Genomic DNA, 13,586 nt, shown 5'->3' with positions numbered 1-13,586 from the left:
GCCCGCGAGGCAGACGCCCACGGAAACTGCCCACAACTCATTCAAGGGCACGACGATGCAACAACCGAACCCACCCGCCGCGGTATACGACGACACCGTCGTGCGGCAGTTCGCGCTCATGTCCGTGGTCTGGGGCGTGGTCGGCATGCTGGTCGGCGTGATCATCGCCTCCCAGCTGACCTGGCCCGAGCTCAACCTCGGCATTCCATGGCTCAGCTACGGGCGACTGCGGCCGCTGCACACCAACGCGGTCATCTTCGCGTTCGGCGGCTGCGCGCTGATGGCCACGAGCTTCCACGTGGTTCAGCGCACCTGCCAGGTGGGCCTTTTCGCGCCGAAGCTCGCGTCCTTCGTGTTCTGGGGGTGGCAGGCCGTGATCGTCGCGGCCGCCATCAGCCTGCCGATGGGCTACACCAGCGGCAAGGAATACGCCGAGCTGGAATGGCCCATCGACCTGCTGATCGCGGTGGTCTGGGTGGCCTACGCCATCGTGTTCTTCGGCACCATCGGCATGCGCCGCGTGCGCCACATCTACGTGGCGAACTGGTTCTTCGGAGCCTTCATCATCGCGGTGGCGCTGCTGCACATCGTCAACAGCGCAGAGGTTCCGGCGGGCTGGATGAAAAGCTACTCGGCCTATGCCGGCGTGCAGGACGCGATGGTGCAGTGGTGGTACGGCCACAACGCCGTGGGCTTCTTCCTCACCGCGGGCTTCCTCGGGATGATGTATTACTACATCCCCAAGCAGGCTGGCCGGCCGGTGTATTCGTACCGGCTGTCCATCGTCCACTTCTGGGCGCTGATCTTCACCTACATGTGGGCCGGCCCGCACCACCTGCACTACACGGCGCTGCCGGACTGGACGCAATCGCTGGGCATGGTGTTCTCGCTGATCCTGCTGGCGCCGAGCTGGGGCGGCATGATCAACGGCGTGATGACGCTCTCGGGCGCCTGGCACAAGCTGCGCACCGACCCGATCCTGCGCTTCCTGATCGTCGCACTGTCGTTCTACGGCATGTCGACCTTCGAGGGTCCGATGATGTCCATCAAGACCGTCAACGCCCTGAGCCACTACACCGACTGGACCATCGGCCACGTGCACTCCGGCGCGCTCGGCTGGGTGGGGTTCATCACCATGGGCTCGCTCTACTACCTGATTCCGCGCATGTATGGCCGCACCACCATGTACAGCGTGAAGGCCATCGAGGCGCACTTCTGGATCGCCACCATCGGCATCGTCCTGTACATCGCCGCCATGTGGATCGCCGGCGTGATGCAAGGGCTGATGTGGCGCGCCATCAACCCCGACGGCACGCTCACCTACACCTTCGTGGAGAGCGTGAAGGCCACTTTCCCGTTCTACGTGGTGCGCCTGATCGGCGGACTGCTCTATCTGTCGGGGATGCTGGTGATGGCCTGGAACGTCTGGATGACCGTCATCTCGGGCCGCTCGGTGCGCGTCGAGATCCCGCCCCCCGTCATGGCCCACGCCTGAGGACGCACGATGAACCCGAACACTCCCAAGTCCAGCGGCTTTACCCACGAGAAGATCGAGACCAACAACCTGCTGATGATCGTGCTGATCCTCGTGGTCGTGGCCGTCGGCGGCCTTGTCGAGATCGTGCCGCTCTTCTTCCAGAAGTCGACCACCGAGGCGGTGCAGGGCGTCAAGCCGCTCACGCCGCTGCAGCTCGCCGGCCGCGACGTCTACCTGCGCGAGGGTTGCTACAACTGCCACTCGCAGATGATCCGGCCCTTCCGCTCGGAGACGCTGCGCTACGGCCATTACTCGGTGGCTGGTGAGTTCGTCTACGACCACCCGTTCCAGTGGGGCAGCAAGCGCACCGGCCCCGACCTGCATCGCGTGGGCGGCAAGTACAGCGACGAGTGGCACCGCATCCACCTGAACAATCCGCGCGACCTTGTTCCCGAATCGAACATGCCGGCCTATTCATGGCTGGAAAAGGCCCTCGTCGACGCCGAAGCCTTGCCAACCCACATGCGCGCGCTGCGCCGTGTCGGCGTGCCCTACACCGACGAGGAAATCGGCAAGGCCACGGAAGAGGTCACGGGCAAGACCGAGATGGAGGCCACGGTGGCCTATCTGCAATCGCTGGGCCTGGCTCTCAAGTAAGCACAGCGGCAAAGGACCGAAACCATGATCGACGTCACCACCTTGCGCGTTGCAGCCACCGTCGTGTGCTTCGCGCTATTCATCGGCATCGTGATCTGGGCGTATTCGCGTCGCAACGCGCGCGACTTCCAGGAAGCGGCCCGCTTGCCGTTCGAGCAGGACTGAAGGGAGAACCACGATGAGCGATTTCATCAGCCATTTCTGGTCGAACTACGTGGCCGCGGCCTCGCTGCTGAGCATCCTCGGCTGCGTGCTGCTGCTGTGGTTCACAGCCCGCAAGCGGGTTGCGCCGAACGCCGACAACACCACGGGCCACGTCTGGGACGAGGACCTGCGCGAAGCCAACAACCCGTTGCCCATGTGGTGGATCGGCCTGTTCGTGCTGACCATCGTCTTCGGGCTGGGCTACCTGGCGATCTTTCCGGGCCTGGGGAGTTTTCGCGGCCAGTCCGACTGGAGCTCGCGCGGCGAATACGAGGCGGACGTCGCCAAGGCCACGCAAGAGCTGGCACCCGTCTACGCGAAATACGCCGCCATGCCGGTCGAGGAGGTTGCAAGGGACCCGCAGGCCAGGGCCATCGGGGAGCGTCTCTTCATGAACAACTGCGCCCAGTGCCATGGTTCCGACGCGCGCGGCAGCAAGGGCTTTCCCAACCTGACCGACAAGGACTGGCTGCACGGCGGCACGCCCGAGAAGATCGTCGAGAGCATCACCAAGGGCCGAGTCGGCGTGATGCCGCCCATGGCGGCCGCCGTCGGCACACCGGACGAAGTGAAGAACGTTGCCAACTACGTGCTGAGCCTGGCGGGCGAGCCGCACGACTCGTTGCGTGCCGGACTCGGAAAGTCGAAGTTCACGGTCTGCGCGGCCTGCCACGGCATCGGCGGCGTGGGCAACCAGGCCATCGGTGCGCCCAACCTGAGCGACAGGATCTGGCTCCACGGCTACGGCGAGGCCGCCATCGTCCAGATGATCAACGCGGGCAAGCACAACGAGATGCCCGCGCAGGAAGGCCGTCTTACCGAGGCGCAGATCCGGATGCTCGCGTCGTATGTCTGGGGGTTCTCCAACAATACCAACACGGCCGCGGCCACGCCGTGAAACCCGAGATCGGCGCAACGCCATGACCCGGAAGATCATTCCCATCGTCAGCGCGGGCAGCGAGGAGGTCGGCCTTTACGAAGCCACGAAGAAGATCTATCCCCGCACGGTGCGCGGCATGTTCGCGCGCTGGCGCTGGGCCATGGTCTTTCTTACGCAGCTGGTGTTCTACGGCCTGCCGTGGGTGGAGTGGGGCGAGCGGCAGATGGTGCTGTTCGACCTGGCCGCGCGCCGCTTCTACATCTTCGGGCTGGTGCTGTATCCGCAGGACCTGATCTATCTCTCGGGCCTGCTGGTCATCAGTGCGCTGTCGCTCTTTCTCTTCACAGCGGTGGCGGGGCGGCTGTGGTGCGGCTACGCCTGCCCGCAGACGGTCTACACCGAGATCTTCATGTGGGTGGAGCACAAGATCGAAGGCAACCGCACCGCGCGCATGCGGCTGGACGCCGAGCCGATGTCGCTCGAGAAGCTGGTCAAGAAATGGTTCAAGCACATCGTCTGGATCGGCATCGCGCTGTGGACCGGCTTCACCTTCGTGGGCTACTTCACGCCCGTCCGCGAACTGGGCATGGCCTTCCTGCAGACGCAGATGGGCTCGTGGGAGGTGTTCTGGGTTTTCTTCTACGGCTTTGCCACCTACGGCAATGCCGGCTTCATGCGCGAGCAGGTCTGCAAGTACATGTGCCCCTATGCGCGCTTCCAGAGCGCCATGTTCGACCGCGACACGCTCATCGTCACCTACGACCCGCAGCGCGGCGAACCTCGCGCGCCGCGCCGCAAGGGCCCCGACCCACGCACGCTTGCGCTGGGCGACTGCATCGACTGCGGCCTGTGCGTGCAGGTGTGCCCGACGGGCATCGACATCCGCCAGGGCCTGCAGTACGAGTGCATCGGCTGCGGCCTTTGCGTGGATGCCTGCGACACCGTCATGCAGAAGATGGCCTACCCGCCGCGGCTGATCCGCTACGACACGCAAAACAGCATGGAAGCCGGCTGGTCGCGCCGCGAACTGCTGCGGCGCGTGCTGCGGCCGCGCGTGCTGCTCTACACGACGATCCTGGCGCTGCTGGTGACCGGACTGCTGGCCAGCCTGATCGTGCGCACGCCGTTCAAGGTCGATGTGGTGCGCGACCGCGCCTCGCTGGCCCGCATTGCCGAGGGCGGGCGGCTGGAGAACGTCTATCGGCTCCAGATCATGAACGCCACCGAAAAACCGCAGCAGTACCGCATCGTCGCCGACGGACTGGAAGGCCTCAGCGTCTCGCCCGACGAGCCGGTGACGGTCGACGCCGCCCAGTCACGCTGGGTCGCGGTGCGTCTGCAGGTGCCTTATGGGGCCGTGCCTGCCGGATCGCACACGGTGCACTTCGGCATCCGCGAGGAGGGCGGCGGCGCCCAGGTTTCGGAAAAAGCGGCCTTCCTTGTGCCGCGCTGAAAGGTCGAGATGAGCGCAACAACAATGGCGACAACGAACGAACCAGCGGCCCAGGCCTGGTGGCGCTATCCGCTGCTCTGGATGGTGATCGGCGGTCCGGCGGTCGTGGTGGTCGCGAGCTTCGTGACCTTCTGGCTGGCCTGGCGCAGCCCCGATGCGCTGGTGTCCGAGGACTACTACCGCGAAGGCGTCGAGATCAACAAGACCCTGGCCGCGAAGAAGCTGCTGCCCGCGCTGACCGGTCGCAACCACGCGACCACGCCCGCGAGCGACATGCCGCCGCCGGCCCGGAAGATCGCGCCATGAACGGAGTGCGCCAGCTCGCGGGCATCCTGTGGCCGTCCTTCCTGGTGGCCTGCGGCATGGAGGTGCTGGTGTTCGCACTCGTCGACCCCGTCAACGCGTTCTGCGGCGCCGACGCGTTGCGGATGTCGCGCCAGGGTATCTACACGGCCGCCTTCTTCGTCTTCTGGCTGATGGCGGCGTCGTCGAGCGCATGCACGGCATTGCTCGCCAGGCCATCGGCTTCGGAACCTTCTGGAGCACCTCTGCGGACACCCTCGCAATGATTCCTGCCGCCGTTGCTCCTGTGCCCGTACAGGCACCGCTACCCATCGATCTGCTGAGGGAGTTCGACGTTCCCGGGCCGCGCTACACCTCCTATCCCACAGCCGACCGTTTCGTCGAGGCCTTCGGTGCCGACGACTACGCCAGGGCGCTGAGCCGTCGGCGCGCGGCGAGCGCTGAGGCGCCGCCGCTGTCGCTGTACGTCCATATTCCGTTCTGCGAGTCGCTGTGCTACTACTGCGCCTGCAACAAGGTCGTCACTCGCCACCGCGAGCGGGGCCGGCAGTACCTGGCCTACCTCGCGCGCGAGGTGGAGCTGCAAGTCGCGCAACTGGGCCGCAGCGCCATCGCAGGCCAACTGCACCTGGGCGGCGGCTCGCCGACCTTCCTCGACGACTCGGAGTTGGGCGAGCTCATGGCGCTGCTGCACCGTTCTTTCGCCTTCGTGCCCGGAGGCGAGCGCTCCATCGAGATCGATCCGCGCACGGTCGATGCGCAGCGGCTGGCGAACCTGGCCGCGCTGGGCTTCAATCGCCTGAGCTTCGGCGTGCAGGACTTCGACCCCGAGGTGCAGCAAGCCGTGCATCGCATCCAGCCGGCATCGCAGGTCTTCTCGCTGATGGATGCGGCGCGCACGCTGGGTTTCGAATCGATCAACGTCGACCTGATCTACGGCCTGCCGCGGCAGAACGACGCCTCCTTCGAGCGCACGCTCGCGCAGATCAACGAGCTGCGGCCCGACCGCATTGCGCTTTACGCCTATGCGCATCTGCCCGAGCGCTTCAAGCCGCAGCGGCGCATTGCTGCCGAAGAATTGCCTGATGCCGCCACGCGGGTTCGCATGCTCGCAAGCGCGATCAAACGGCTGACCGAAGCGGGCTACGTCTACATCGGCATGGACCACTTCGCGCTGCCCGACGATCCTCTCGCGGTTGCCAGGAGGCAAGGGCGCTTGCAGCGCGACTTCCAGGGCTATGGCACCAGGCCCGAGGGCGACCTGATCGCACTCGGCGTCTCCGGCATCGGCCGCGTGGGCGCCACTTACAGCCAGAACGCAAAGAGCCTCGACGAGTACTACGACCTCCTCGACCAAGGGCGCCTGCCCGTGGTTCGCGGCCTTGCGCTGTCGCGCGACGATCTGTTGCGGCGGGACGTGATCATGGCGCTGATGTGCCGCGGTCGGGTCGACTTCAACGTCATGGGGGACGCGTTTGCAGTCGACTTCCAGCGCTACTTCGCCACCGAGTTCGCGGCGCTCGGGCCGATGGTCGCTCACGGCCTGGTGCGGCTGAGCGACCACGATCTGGTGGTCACCGAGCAGGGCTGGTTCCTGGTGCGCGCGGTCGCCATGGTGTTCGACCGGTACTGCCGCGCGACCCGCACGCGCTTTTCCCGCGTGGTCTGACCATGCAACTCGCGCTCGCCAGTGCCGCGTTTCTCATGGGCCTGGCCGGTGGGCCGCATTGCGTGGCGATGTGCGGCGCCGCTTCATCGGCGGTGATACGGATCGTGCCGCTCGTGCCGGCGGGGCAGGGCGCCGCGTCGGCGCGAGCGGCGCCGGCCGCCTTCCATCTCGGCCGAATCGCGAGCTACGCGACGGCAGGCGCCATTGCAGCGGCCAGCGTCGACAGCCTGGCGCAGGCCAGCACGCAGGTTGCCACGCTGCGGCCGCTGTGGGTGCTGCTGCACGTCTTCGTGTTCGCCTGGGGCGCGATGCTGGCCGCCACGGGGCGGCAGCCGCTGTGGGCGCAGCGCGTCGGCCGCTCGCTCGAGTCGCGTCTTCGCCCCCATGTCGGCGGCACGTGGCTGGGCGTGCTTGCGACCGGGCTGCTTTGGGTCGCGCTGCCTTGCGGGCTGCTCTATTCAGCCCTGATGCTGGCCAGCCTGGGCAACGGCCCATTGCAGGGCGCCGGACTGATGGCGCTGTTTGCGCTCGGGAGCAGTCTTTCGCTACTGATCGGGCCGTGGCTCTGGCAGCGCTTGCGGTGGGGCGGCGGCGGGGCACGCCAGACCTGGGGTGCGCGAGTGGCCGGCCTGCTGCTGGCGGCCGTGGCGGTACAGGCCCTGTGGTCGGACCTCATCCGCCAGATCGACGCCTGGTGCCGCTGAGGCAACGCTGCGATCTGGATGCAGATCAGAAAGCATTCCCGCTGGCAATCCGGAGGTCCGCCCACCGGATGCAGCGACCCAGGACCACATCGACGACTTCCAGGCGCGTGAGCTGCGTGTCCACGATCTGCAACACAGCCTTCAGGACCGAGTACTCGAAGATTTCCGCTCTGCACACGACTGTCTGGCCATCGGTGCTTTGCTCGACATGGAACACGAATTCAAACCGATCCCGGTACTGCGGCGGACCCATGTTTTCAATCCTTTCGCCGCAGCCCCGTGCCTTGTTCGGGCAATTCAGGCCTTTGCTGCGTCAGGATGAAAAATGTATCTCTGCGTAGAAAATCTATCTACGCCATCGTGCGTTTTTCGCGACGGCTATCGAAAACGCTTGGTGAACTCGCGCACCACGCCGATGACCTGGGCATCGCCCAGTGGCTTGATGGGGTAACGGCTGTTCAACGGCTTGAGATACAGGTCCCCGCCGTCTTTCACGAGTTGCTTGAACGTGGTCTCGCTGGCCTCGTTCAGCGCGATGACATAGTCGCCGGGCACCGCCTCCATCTCCGGCTCCACGATCAGGATGGACCCGGCGGGAAACGAGTCGCCGGCCTCGCTGACCATGCTGTCGCCATGCACCCGCAGTGCGTAGGTGTGCTTCTTGACCGGCACGCTCACCGGGATGGTGTCGAATTGCGTCGTCGGCTTGAAGTTGTCGATGACGGTGTAGTTGCCTGCCTCGACCTCGGACACCAGGGGAACCTCAGCGCGCACGTCGGCTCCCCGCGCACCCGCCGACACACCCGAGACAAGTTCCGCAACGGAAATTCCAAGCAGCTTGGCCACACGCGCCTGGTTGGCGCGCTTGGGAGCTGTGCCGCCTTGTTTTTCCCATTGCTGTACTGCGCCACGGCTCACCCCCAGCGCATCAGCAAATTGCTGCTCGCTCATCTGGAGGCGCTTGCGTCCTTCGCGAATTAGTTGACGGCTATTCACAGCCCTAGGGTAGGCGCTGTTTCAGATAGAAAGAAAATCGATGATAGCTCTTCCATCGTCAAGCCAGAGGGCATTCCGGCCACTTGATAGTTTTGTACCTGTTCGACGAAATTTCTATCGTGGTTTTAAAGCTTTCGCAGTCTTAGGATGATCTAACTGTCAGCCCGCGTAACAATCAGTCCATCGCTGGCGGTTTTGGGGGGAGTCCCATGCCCATGCTGTTGCTGCATCGCCTGGTCGAAGGGGCATTGCCAGCGAGAACCTTCTCGCTCGATGAAATCGAGGAGATCAAGGTTCTGGTTCTTGGTGGTCTCGTGCGCGCGGATCTGCGTGTGGACTCGACGCCTTCCACCGGGGGCAAAGTGATCATGGCGACGATGTTCCAGATCACGGAGAACGGCCGTCGAATGGCTGCTGCATTCCCTTCCTGCGAGAGCAAGCCAACGCACATCCACTTGCACGCCGCTCTTTCCGCTGCATCGGCCAGTGCTTCATACGTGCTTGCGAAGATCGGCCCGCCATCGGCTGCCGCTGCGCGCAGGCCATGACGGCAATGTTCCACGATCTGCGTGTGACTCCGCCCAGTGAAGTCGCTGTGGGCACAACGCTCGGTGCGCGTATAAGGGCCGCCTGCCAGGCGCCGTTTGCGCCGAAACCGATCGAGTACACGATCGGCCGGGTTCAGGAGCGTATCGACCGTCAGTTCCAGTACTTCGAGGCGCTCGGAAAATTCAGCATGTTCGCCGATGGTGCGGTCTTCGTTGGAGCTCGCGTGACCTCCATCGATGACACGGGTGCGAGCATTCGCTGGAAGTCCGCTTTCTTCCCCGGGCCGCGTTATCGGCAAGCCGTCCGGCAGGAGCATGGTGAATTGCTCCCTCTCGGCTTTCATGGGCGCTTCGATCTGTACCTGCAGCAAGTGGTGGAGACGCCGGGTAGCGCGCAGGCAGCCGTCGTCGCGAGATCGGGCGCAGGCGAGGCAACCACCTTCGATTCAAGGAACGGCATGTCCGCCGATGTTGCCCGTGCCTTGCGCGAAGGCATGGTGCGCGCAAGGCTCCTGGCTGCCGGTCCTGCGTAGGGGAATGGCTTGGCCGGATCTCCAGGAATACGCAAGGGAAGCGAATGACGAAAAGGCGGACCATCCACAGCGCGACCATCACCTTGAAACTGCCGCTCGGCATGAACGCGCGCGATGAAATCGAGGCTCTGCGAACCGCAGGCATTCCAGTCGACTGGCTGGGCAACGCGAAAACCGGCTTCCTCTTCGTGCGGACTGGAGGTAGCTCGGAGAGCCGGCAGAACATCTTTCGATGGTTCGCCTCCAGCATCCGATAGCTTCATCTACCCGCGACGCAACGGTGCTTCCTCTTCGGGCGCATCGGCGGCAAGGGTCTTCCATCCCCGGAGCGTGATCTCGAATACCGTGGCCGCGTCCTGGCGCAGGCAGTCGTCGCAGTCCACGTGGGCAGGAGGAATCCGCACCTTGACGTGCCCGGCGGCTTCGAGCACGCGCAGCCTGTCGATCGTCGCCAGGGCGGCCTCGGTGCAAGGCAGCTTCGCTGCGGCGAGTTTCCTGAGCAGGGTCATGCACATCGCAGCGCCTCCATGCAGTCATGTCCGTAGCTCAGCGCCCGGTCGAGGATTCCGACATTCTTCGACAGGAAAGGCACGCGACTGTCTCCTTGGGTGGCTGAAGAGGAATCTTGCGCGCCCGACCAGCGATGGGTGTTGAGATGGATCAAGCTTCGCGCGTCAACCCATCAATGTGCGCAGGCTCGCGAGCGCCACCTTCGGATCGGCGATGCCGTGGTAGATGGGCGGCACCTCGAGGCCCAGGCCCGTGAGTCCGTACACCCCGTGCATCGCGCCGCGCACCGAGTACTCGACCGTGAAGACCACATCCTCCGGAATCTCCACGTACTGGCCCAGCAGGGCGAAGTTCTTCGCGCCGGCCGGTATAACGGGCGGGCGGTCCGATGCGCTGCGGCATGCGAACTCGCTGGTGATGTAGGGCATCATCACCGGCACCACGGTCGTGGTGCGCCGCACTTCCTCGAGGATGTCCTCGAAGCCCAGGTGATGCATCAGTTCCGTGAGAATTTCCTGGCCACCAGCCTGTGCCATCGTCTTGTCGACGTGGTTGCCCTGGGTGTCGATAAGCAGCCCGTAGCCCCACAGCGTGTAGACCCCCTCGGGCTGGCCCTCGAAGTGCGGCGCGTGCGGCACCACGATCGACATCAGCCAGCTCGAATCCTTGAAGGTCATGAGCCCGCCGGTGCCGGGCGGATTGCCTGAGAGTGCCTGGATGCGCTGGATCAGCAAGGGGCTGCGCATCGTGAGCGTGAACGACTCCCACTTGCTCTCGTCCACGTTGCCGCAGAAGTTTTCCGGCCTGCCGAGGCCCGGTGCCTTGCGAGCCATGTTGCGCCACAGGGTCCAGGCCCCGTCGCTCTGGTCACGCACCAGTTCCGGCGCCTGGTGGTCGTTGCCGTTGCGCGAGTCGGCGGTCATGGAACCGATGGTGATGAAGGCACATTCCTCTGCGCCGAGGCGGTATGCCAGAGGCCGGCCTTCCCTGACGCAATGCAGCGTCTCGAGCCGCAGGCCGTCTGCACCGGCGGCAAAGTCCGCGTCGACCACGCGCATGCCGTAGTCGAACCGGACCCCGCGATCCAGCAGCCACCTCACCATGGGGCGCACGATGGTGTCGTACTGGTTGAACTCGGTGCGTCGCACGCCGCCCAGCGTGTGGATGCGCGGCAGCTCCTGCAGGAAGCGCAGCATGTAGCGCTTCAGCTCGACGGCGCTGTGCCAGTTCTGGAATGCGAAGGTTGTGCGCCACATGGCCCAGAAATGAGTGTCGAGAAAGTGGGTGGAAAAGCATTCCTCGATGCGCTGCCTGCCCAGCACCCGCTCGGGCGTGGCCAGCAGGCGCATCAGCTCCACGCGGTCCTGGAAGTTGAAACCCAGGTCGCTGGCGTTCAGGACGCGGCGATGGCGGTCGATCAGCCGGGCGTGCGCATCGGAGCGCCACAGCGCATTGAAGGCCTGAATCTCGTCGCGCACCGTGCGGTTCGGCGCGCCGGGCGAGGGAATGCTCTGCAGCACGTTCCACAGGCAGGTATAGGTTTCGTCAGTGAACATGCGCCCGCCGCGCGTCACGTATCCCTGGATGGCATTGCCGCTGCCATCGAGAGCGCCACCGGGTGTCGGACCCTCCTCGAGGATGCGGATGTGCGATCCGGGCATGCCGGCGTCGCGGATCAGCAGCACGGCCGCGGAAAGCGCGCCGATGCCGCTGCCGACGATGCAGGCCTGTTGGAAAGAGTTCATGGAGTGGTGCCGTGATGCGAAGACGAGGTCCGAGGCTAGGCCTGCGCGCCCGGCCCGGCCTTGCGCTCGATCAAGCATCGGCGCTGTCGCGTGGAAGTTCGCGGGCGATTGATTCAGCGCAAGGCTGTGCGATTCGAGCAGGCCTAAGGTCGCCCCGTCCAAAGCCCGTCAGTCCAAGGAGCCCTCATGCAGACCCCCAAATCCATCCTGCTTCACCTCGACGGCTCGGCCCGTACGGTGGAGCGCATCAAGCTGGCGCGCCAGCTCGCGGAGACTTTCGATGCCGAGGTGACCGGCCAGCCGTGCACCCTGTCCGCGCTCATGCGCTATCCGTTCGCCATCGAGGCTGCCGCGGAGGCGGTCGCGATCATGCAGGAGATCGACAAGGACGCGCGCGGCGCGATGCACGCCACCTTCATGGAGCACAGCGCAGGCTCCCAGCGCCTGCACTGGGCCGAGCCGGAGAGCGACGGTCCGTGGGGATTCGCGCGGCGTGCGCTCTACACCGACTTGATGGTCCTCGGCCAACGCGACCGGAACGACCCGATGGACGGCGAGCTCCCCGGCGATTTCCTGCCCAGCGTGCTGGTGCAGAGCGGTCGGCCGGCGCTGGTGCTGCCGTATGCGGGGCCGGTCGGTTCCGTCGGCCGCAACGTGCTGGTGGCGTGGAAGGAAACCCCCGAGTCCGCGCGCGCCGTGACCGCCGCGCTGCCATGGCTGCGAAAGGCGGCCCGGGTGCATGTCGTGGCCTACGGCGAGGACGCAGAGGCGTCGCTGCAGCGCCTGCAGAACTACCTGCGGATGCAGGACGTCCAGAACATCACGCTGCATCCCGGCGGCAACAAGGAGGACGATATCGGCAACAAGCTGCTGTCCTTCGCTGCCGACCTGGGTTCGGACCTGCTGGTGATGGGCTGCTACGGCCACAGCCGGGCGCGCGAATGGGTGATGGGCGGCGCCACGCTGTCCATGCTCCAGTGGATGACTCTGCCCGTGCTGATGTCGCACTGAGGCCACTGGGGCGTCAGTGCGAAGAGGAGGCTGCGATGCGCTTGACCGCCCGCAGCTACCGCGAATTGCGCCCCCGCGCGATACCCTGTTCCCCCGGAGCCGGGCCCGGGGATATTGCGTTGCTCCAGTACGAGTGGCGGCAGTGCGGCATTCACGGCAGGACTCGCTCAAAAAACAGCCCGGGCGTTGCCGCCTCAGGCGTCCACCAGCAGGTCGTTCACCACCACTGTGACGCCTGGCGTGGCCCATGCGGCGCCCTGCACCGCATCGCGGTCGGTCCAGGAATGGACCGTGCCGCGCAGCGTGACCTGCGAGCCGTTGACCGTGATGGCAAGCTTGCGGGCTTCGCGGTCGGCCTGGCGCGAAAGCGCGTCGTGAATCTTCTTCTCGACGTCGGCGGGGCTCACCTTCGGCTTGACTTTCACGAGGTTCGACACGCCGGTCACCCCCATCAGGTCGCGCACTGCGCTTTCGGCGGCGCTGCGCTGATATCCCCACTCGACTTCGCCAGCCAGCGTGATCCAGCCGTTTTCCACCAGGGGCTGGATCTTGTCGTCGGGAACGAGCGCATTCCAGTCGAGTGCGCATTCGACCGCCATGGCTATGTCGGCGTCGGTGCGCTGGTTGTCGAAGGGCAGCTTCACGGTCAATTCGACGGCCAGCGCCTTGACGCCATGCACGCGTTGCACGGCACGCTCGACAGCGTACTTCTCGGCGTGGCTGGCGAGGTGGCCTGTGAGGGTGACCACGCCGTCCTTGACGATCACGCCGACGTCGGAGGTCTTGACCTCGGGCGCCCAGGTCAGCTCGGCCTGGATGTCGTTGCGCAATTGGGTATCGGTCTTCATGAGGATTCCTTGCGGTGAATGAATGGAAGGGCAGTTGCCTCGGGCCCG

18 protein-coding genes are annotated in these 13,586 nt (G+C 65.3%); 13 read left to right on the top strand and 5 right to left on the bottom strand.

The window, feature by feature from the left end; genetic code table 11:
- The first annotated feature begins 55 nt into the window (after positions 1 to 55).
- From ccoN to BLW48_RS06810, 9 genes are read left to right on the top strand one after another with little or no spacing between them, the layout of a single operon-like run.
- On the top strand, positions 56 to 1,495 hold the full coding sequence (ccoN, locus tag BLW48_RS06850; protein WP_093058415.1) for a cytochrome-c oxidase, cbb3-type subunit I: 1,440 nt from the start codon (positions 56 to 58) through the stop codon (positions 1,493 to 1,495).
- A gap of 9 nt (positions 1,496 to 1,504) precedes the next feature.
- Positions 1,505 to 2,134 carry a cytochrome-c oxidase, cbb3-type subunit II gene (ccoO, locus tag BLW48_RS06845; RefSeq protein ID WP_093173617.1) on the top strand — a complete coding sequence of 210 codons (630 nt, stop codon included), beginning with the start codon at positions 1,505 to 1,507 and terminating at the stop codon, positions 2,132 to 2,134.
- A gap of 24 nt (positions 2,135 to 2,158) precedes the next feature.
- Positions 2,159 to 2,299 carry a cbb3-type cytochrome oxidase subunit 3 gene (locus BLW48_RS06840; RefSeq protein WP_093074305.1) on the top strand — a complete coding sequence of 47 codons (141 nt, stop codon included), beginning with the start codon at positions 2,159 to 2,161 and terminating at the stop codon, positions 2,297 to 2,299.
- Between the two features lie 13 nt (positions 2,300 to 2,312).
- Complete coding sequence (ccoP, locus tag BLW48_RS06835) at positions 2,313 to 3,236, top strand: cytochrome-c oxidase, cbb3-type subunit III (protein WP_093058418.1); 924 nt, start codon at positions 2,313 to 2,315, stop codon at positions 3,234 to 3,236.
- A gap of 22 nt (positions 3,237 to 3,258) precedes the next feature.
- The gene (ccoG, locus tag BLW48_RS06830) at positions 3,259 to 4,671 is read left to right on the top strand and encodes a cytochrome c oxidase accessory protein CcoG (RefSeq protein WP_093173615.1); all 1,413 of its coding nucleotides are present in this window, start codon (positions 3,259 to 3,261) and stop codon (positions 4,669 to 4,671) included.
- Between the two features lie 9 nt (positions 4,672 to 4,680).
- Positions 4,681 to 4,977: a FixH family protein gene (locus tag BLW48_RS06825; protein ID WP_177142289.1), complete on the top strand. Its 297-nt coding sequence runs from the start codon at positions 4,681 to 4,683 to the stop codon at positions 4,975 to 4,977.
- The gene (locus BLW48_RS06820) at positions 4,974 to 5,240 is read left to right on the top strand and encodes a hypothetical protein (protein ID WP_093058420.1); all 267 of its coding nucleotides are present in this window, start codon (positions 4,974 to 4,976) and stop codon (positions 5,238 to 5,240) included. The genes BLW48_RS06825 and BLW48_RS06820 overlap by 4 nt, the downstream gene beginning before the upstream one ends.
- Positions 5,237 to 6,643 carry an oxygen-independent coproporphyrinogen III oxidase gene (gene hemN / locus BLW48_RS06815; protein ID WP_093173611.1) on the top strand — a complete coding sequence of 469 codons (1,407 nt, stop codon included), beginning with the start codon at positions 5,237 to 5,239 and terminating at the stop codon, positions 6,641 to 6,643. Before BLW48_RS06820 ends, hemN begins: the two co-directional genes overlap by 4 nt.
- Before the next feature lie 2 nt (positions 6,644 to 6,645).
- Positions 6,646 to 7,347, top strand: a complete 702-nt coding sequence (locus tag BLW48_RS06810) for a sulfite exporter TauE/SafE family protein (RefSeq protein WP_093173609.1) — start codon at positions 6,646 to 6,648, stop codon at positions 7,345 to 7,347.
- Positions 7,348 to 7,372: 25 nt separating this feature from the next.
- On the opposite strand, the gene BLW48_RS06805 is transcribed toward BLW48_RS06810, so the two are convergent.
- A complete protein-coding gene (locus tag BLW48_RS06805; protein ID WP_093058423.1) occupies positions 7,373 to 7,600 on the bottom strand; it encodes a hypothetical protein in 228 nt (75 codons plus the stop codon).
- 125 nt (positions 7,601 to 7,725) lie between these two features.
- The gene (locus BLW48_RS06800; protein ID WP_256330720.1) at positions 7,726 to 8,343 is read right to left on the bottom strand and encodes a LexA family protein; all 618 of its coding nucleotides are present in this window, start codon (positions 8,341 to 8,343) and stop codon (positions 7,726 to 7,728) included.
- A 209-nt stretch (positions 8,344 to 8,552) separates the two neighbouring features.
- Here BLW48_RS06800 and BLW48_RS06795 point away from each other — a divergent pair, with 209 nt between their 5' ends.
- From BLW48_RS06795 to BLW48_RS06785, 3 genes are all read left to right on the top strand, one after another.
- Positions 8,553 to 8,891, top strand: a complete 339-nt coding sequence (locus BLW48_RS06795) for a hypothetical protein (RefSeq protein WP_093058425.1) — start codon at positions 8,553 to 8,555, stop codon at positions 8,889 to 8,891.
- Positions 8,892 to 8,896: 5 nt separating this feature from the next.
- Positions 8,897 to 9,424 carry a hypothetical protein gene (locus tag BLW48_RS06790; protein WP_093173605.1) on the top strand — a complete coding sequence of 176 codons (528 nt, stop codon included), beginning with the start codon at positions 8,897 to 8,899 and terminating at the stop codon, positions 9,422 to 9,424.
- 83 nt (positions 9,425 to 9,507) lie between these two features.
- A complete protein-coding gene (locus tag BLW48_RS06785) occupies positions 9,508 to 9,681 on the top strand; it encodes a hypothetical protein (protein WP_256216638.1) in 174 nt (57 codons plus the stop codon).
- A 6-nt stretch (positions 9,682 to 9,687) separates the two neighbouring features.
- Here BLW48_RS06785 and BLW48_RS06780 read toward each other — a convergent pair whose 3' ends face one another.
- Both BLW48_RS06780 and BLW48_RS06775 read right to left on the bottom strand, forming a co-directional pair.
- Positions 9,688 to 9,939: a hypothetical protein gene (locus tag BLW48_RS06780; RefSeq protein WP_093173603.1), complete on the bottom strand. Its 252-nt coding sequence runs from the start codon at positions 9,937 to 9,939 to the stop codon at positions 9,688 to 9,690.
- Between the two features lie 159 nt (positions 9,940 to 10,098).
- Positions 10,099 to 11,679, bottom strand: a complete 1,581-nt coding sequence (locus BLW48_RS06775) for an oleate hydratase (protein WP_093173601.1) — start codon at positions 11,677 to 11,679, stop codon at positions 10,099 to 10,101.
- A 186-nt stretch (positions 11,680 to 11,865) separates the two neighbouring features.
- Between BLW48_RS06775 and BLW48_RS06770 the strand changes: the two genes are divergently transcribed.
- A complete protein-coding gene (locus tag BLW48_RS06770) occupies positions 11,866 to 12,690 on the top strand; it encodes a universal stress protein (RefSeq protein ID WP_093173599.1) in 825 nt (274 codons plus the stop codon).
- 194 nt (positions 12,691 to 12,884) lie between these two features.
- Here BLW48_RS06770 and BLW48_RS06765 read toward each other — a convergent pair whose 3' ends face one another.
- Positions 12,885 to 13,538, bottom strand: coding sequence for a BON domain-containing protein (locus tag BLW48_RS06765; RefSeq protein ID WP_093173597.1), 654 nt, complete (start codon positions 13,536 to 13,538; stop codon positions 12,885 to 12,887).
- Positions 13,539 to 13,586: the final 48 nt, after the last annotated feature.

Origin of the sequence: Variovorax sp. YR266, from assembly GCF_900107295.1 — a bacterium.
Lineage (GTDB): Bacteria > Pseudomonadota > Gammaproteobacteria > Burkholderiales > Burkholderiaceae_C > Variovorax.
This window is presented reverse-complemented; position numbering and strand designations above follow the sequence as displayed.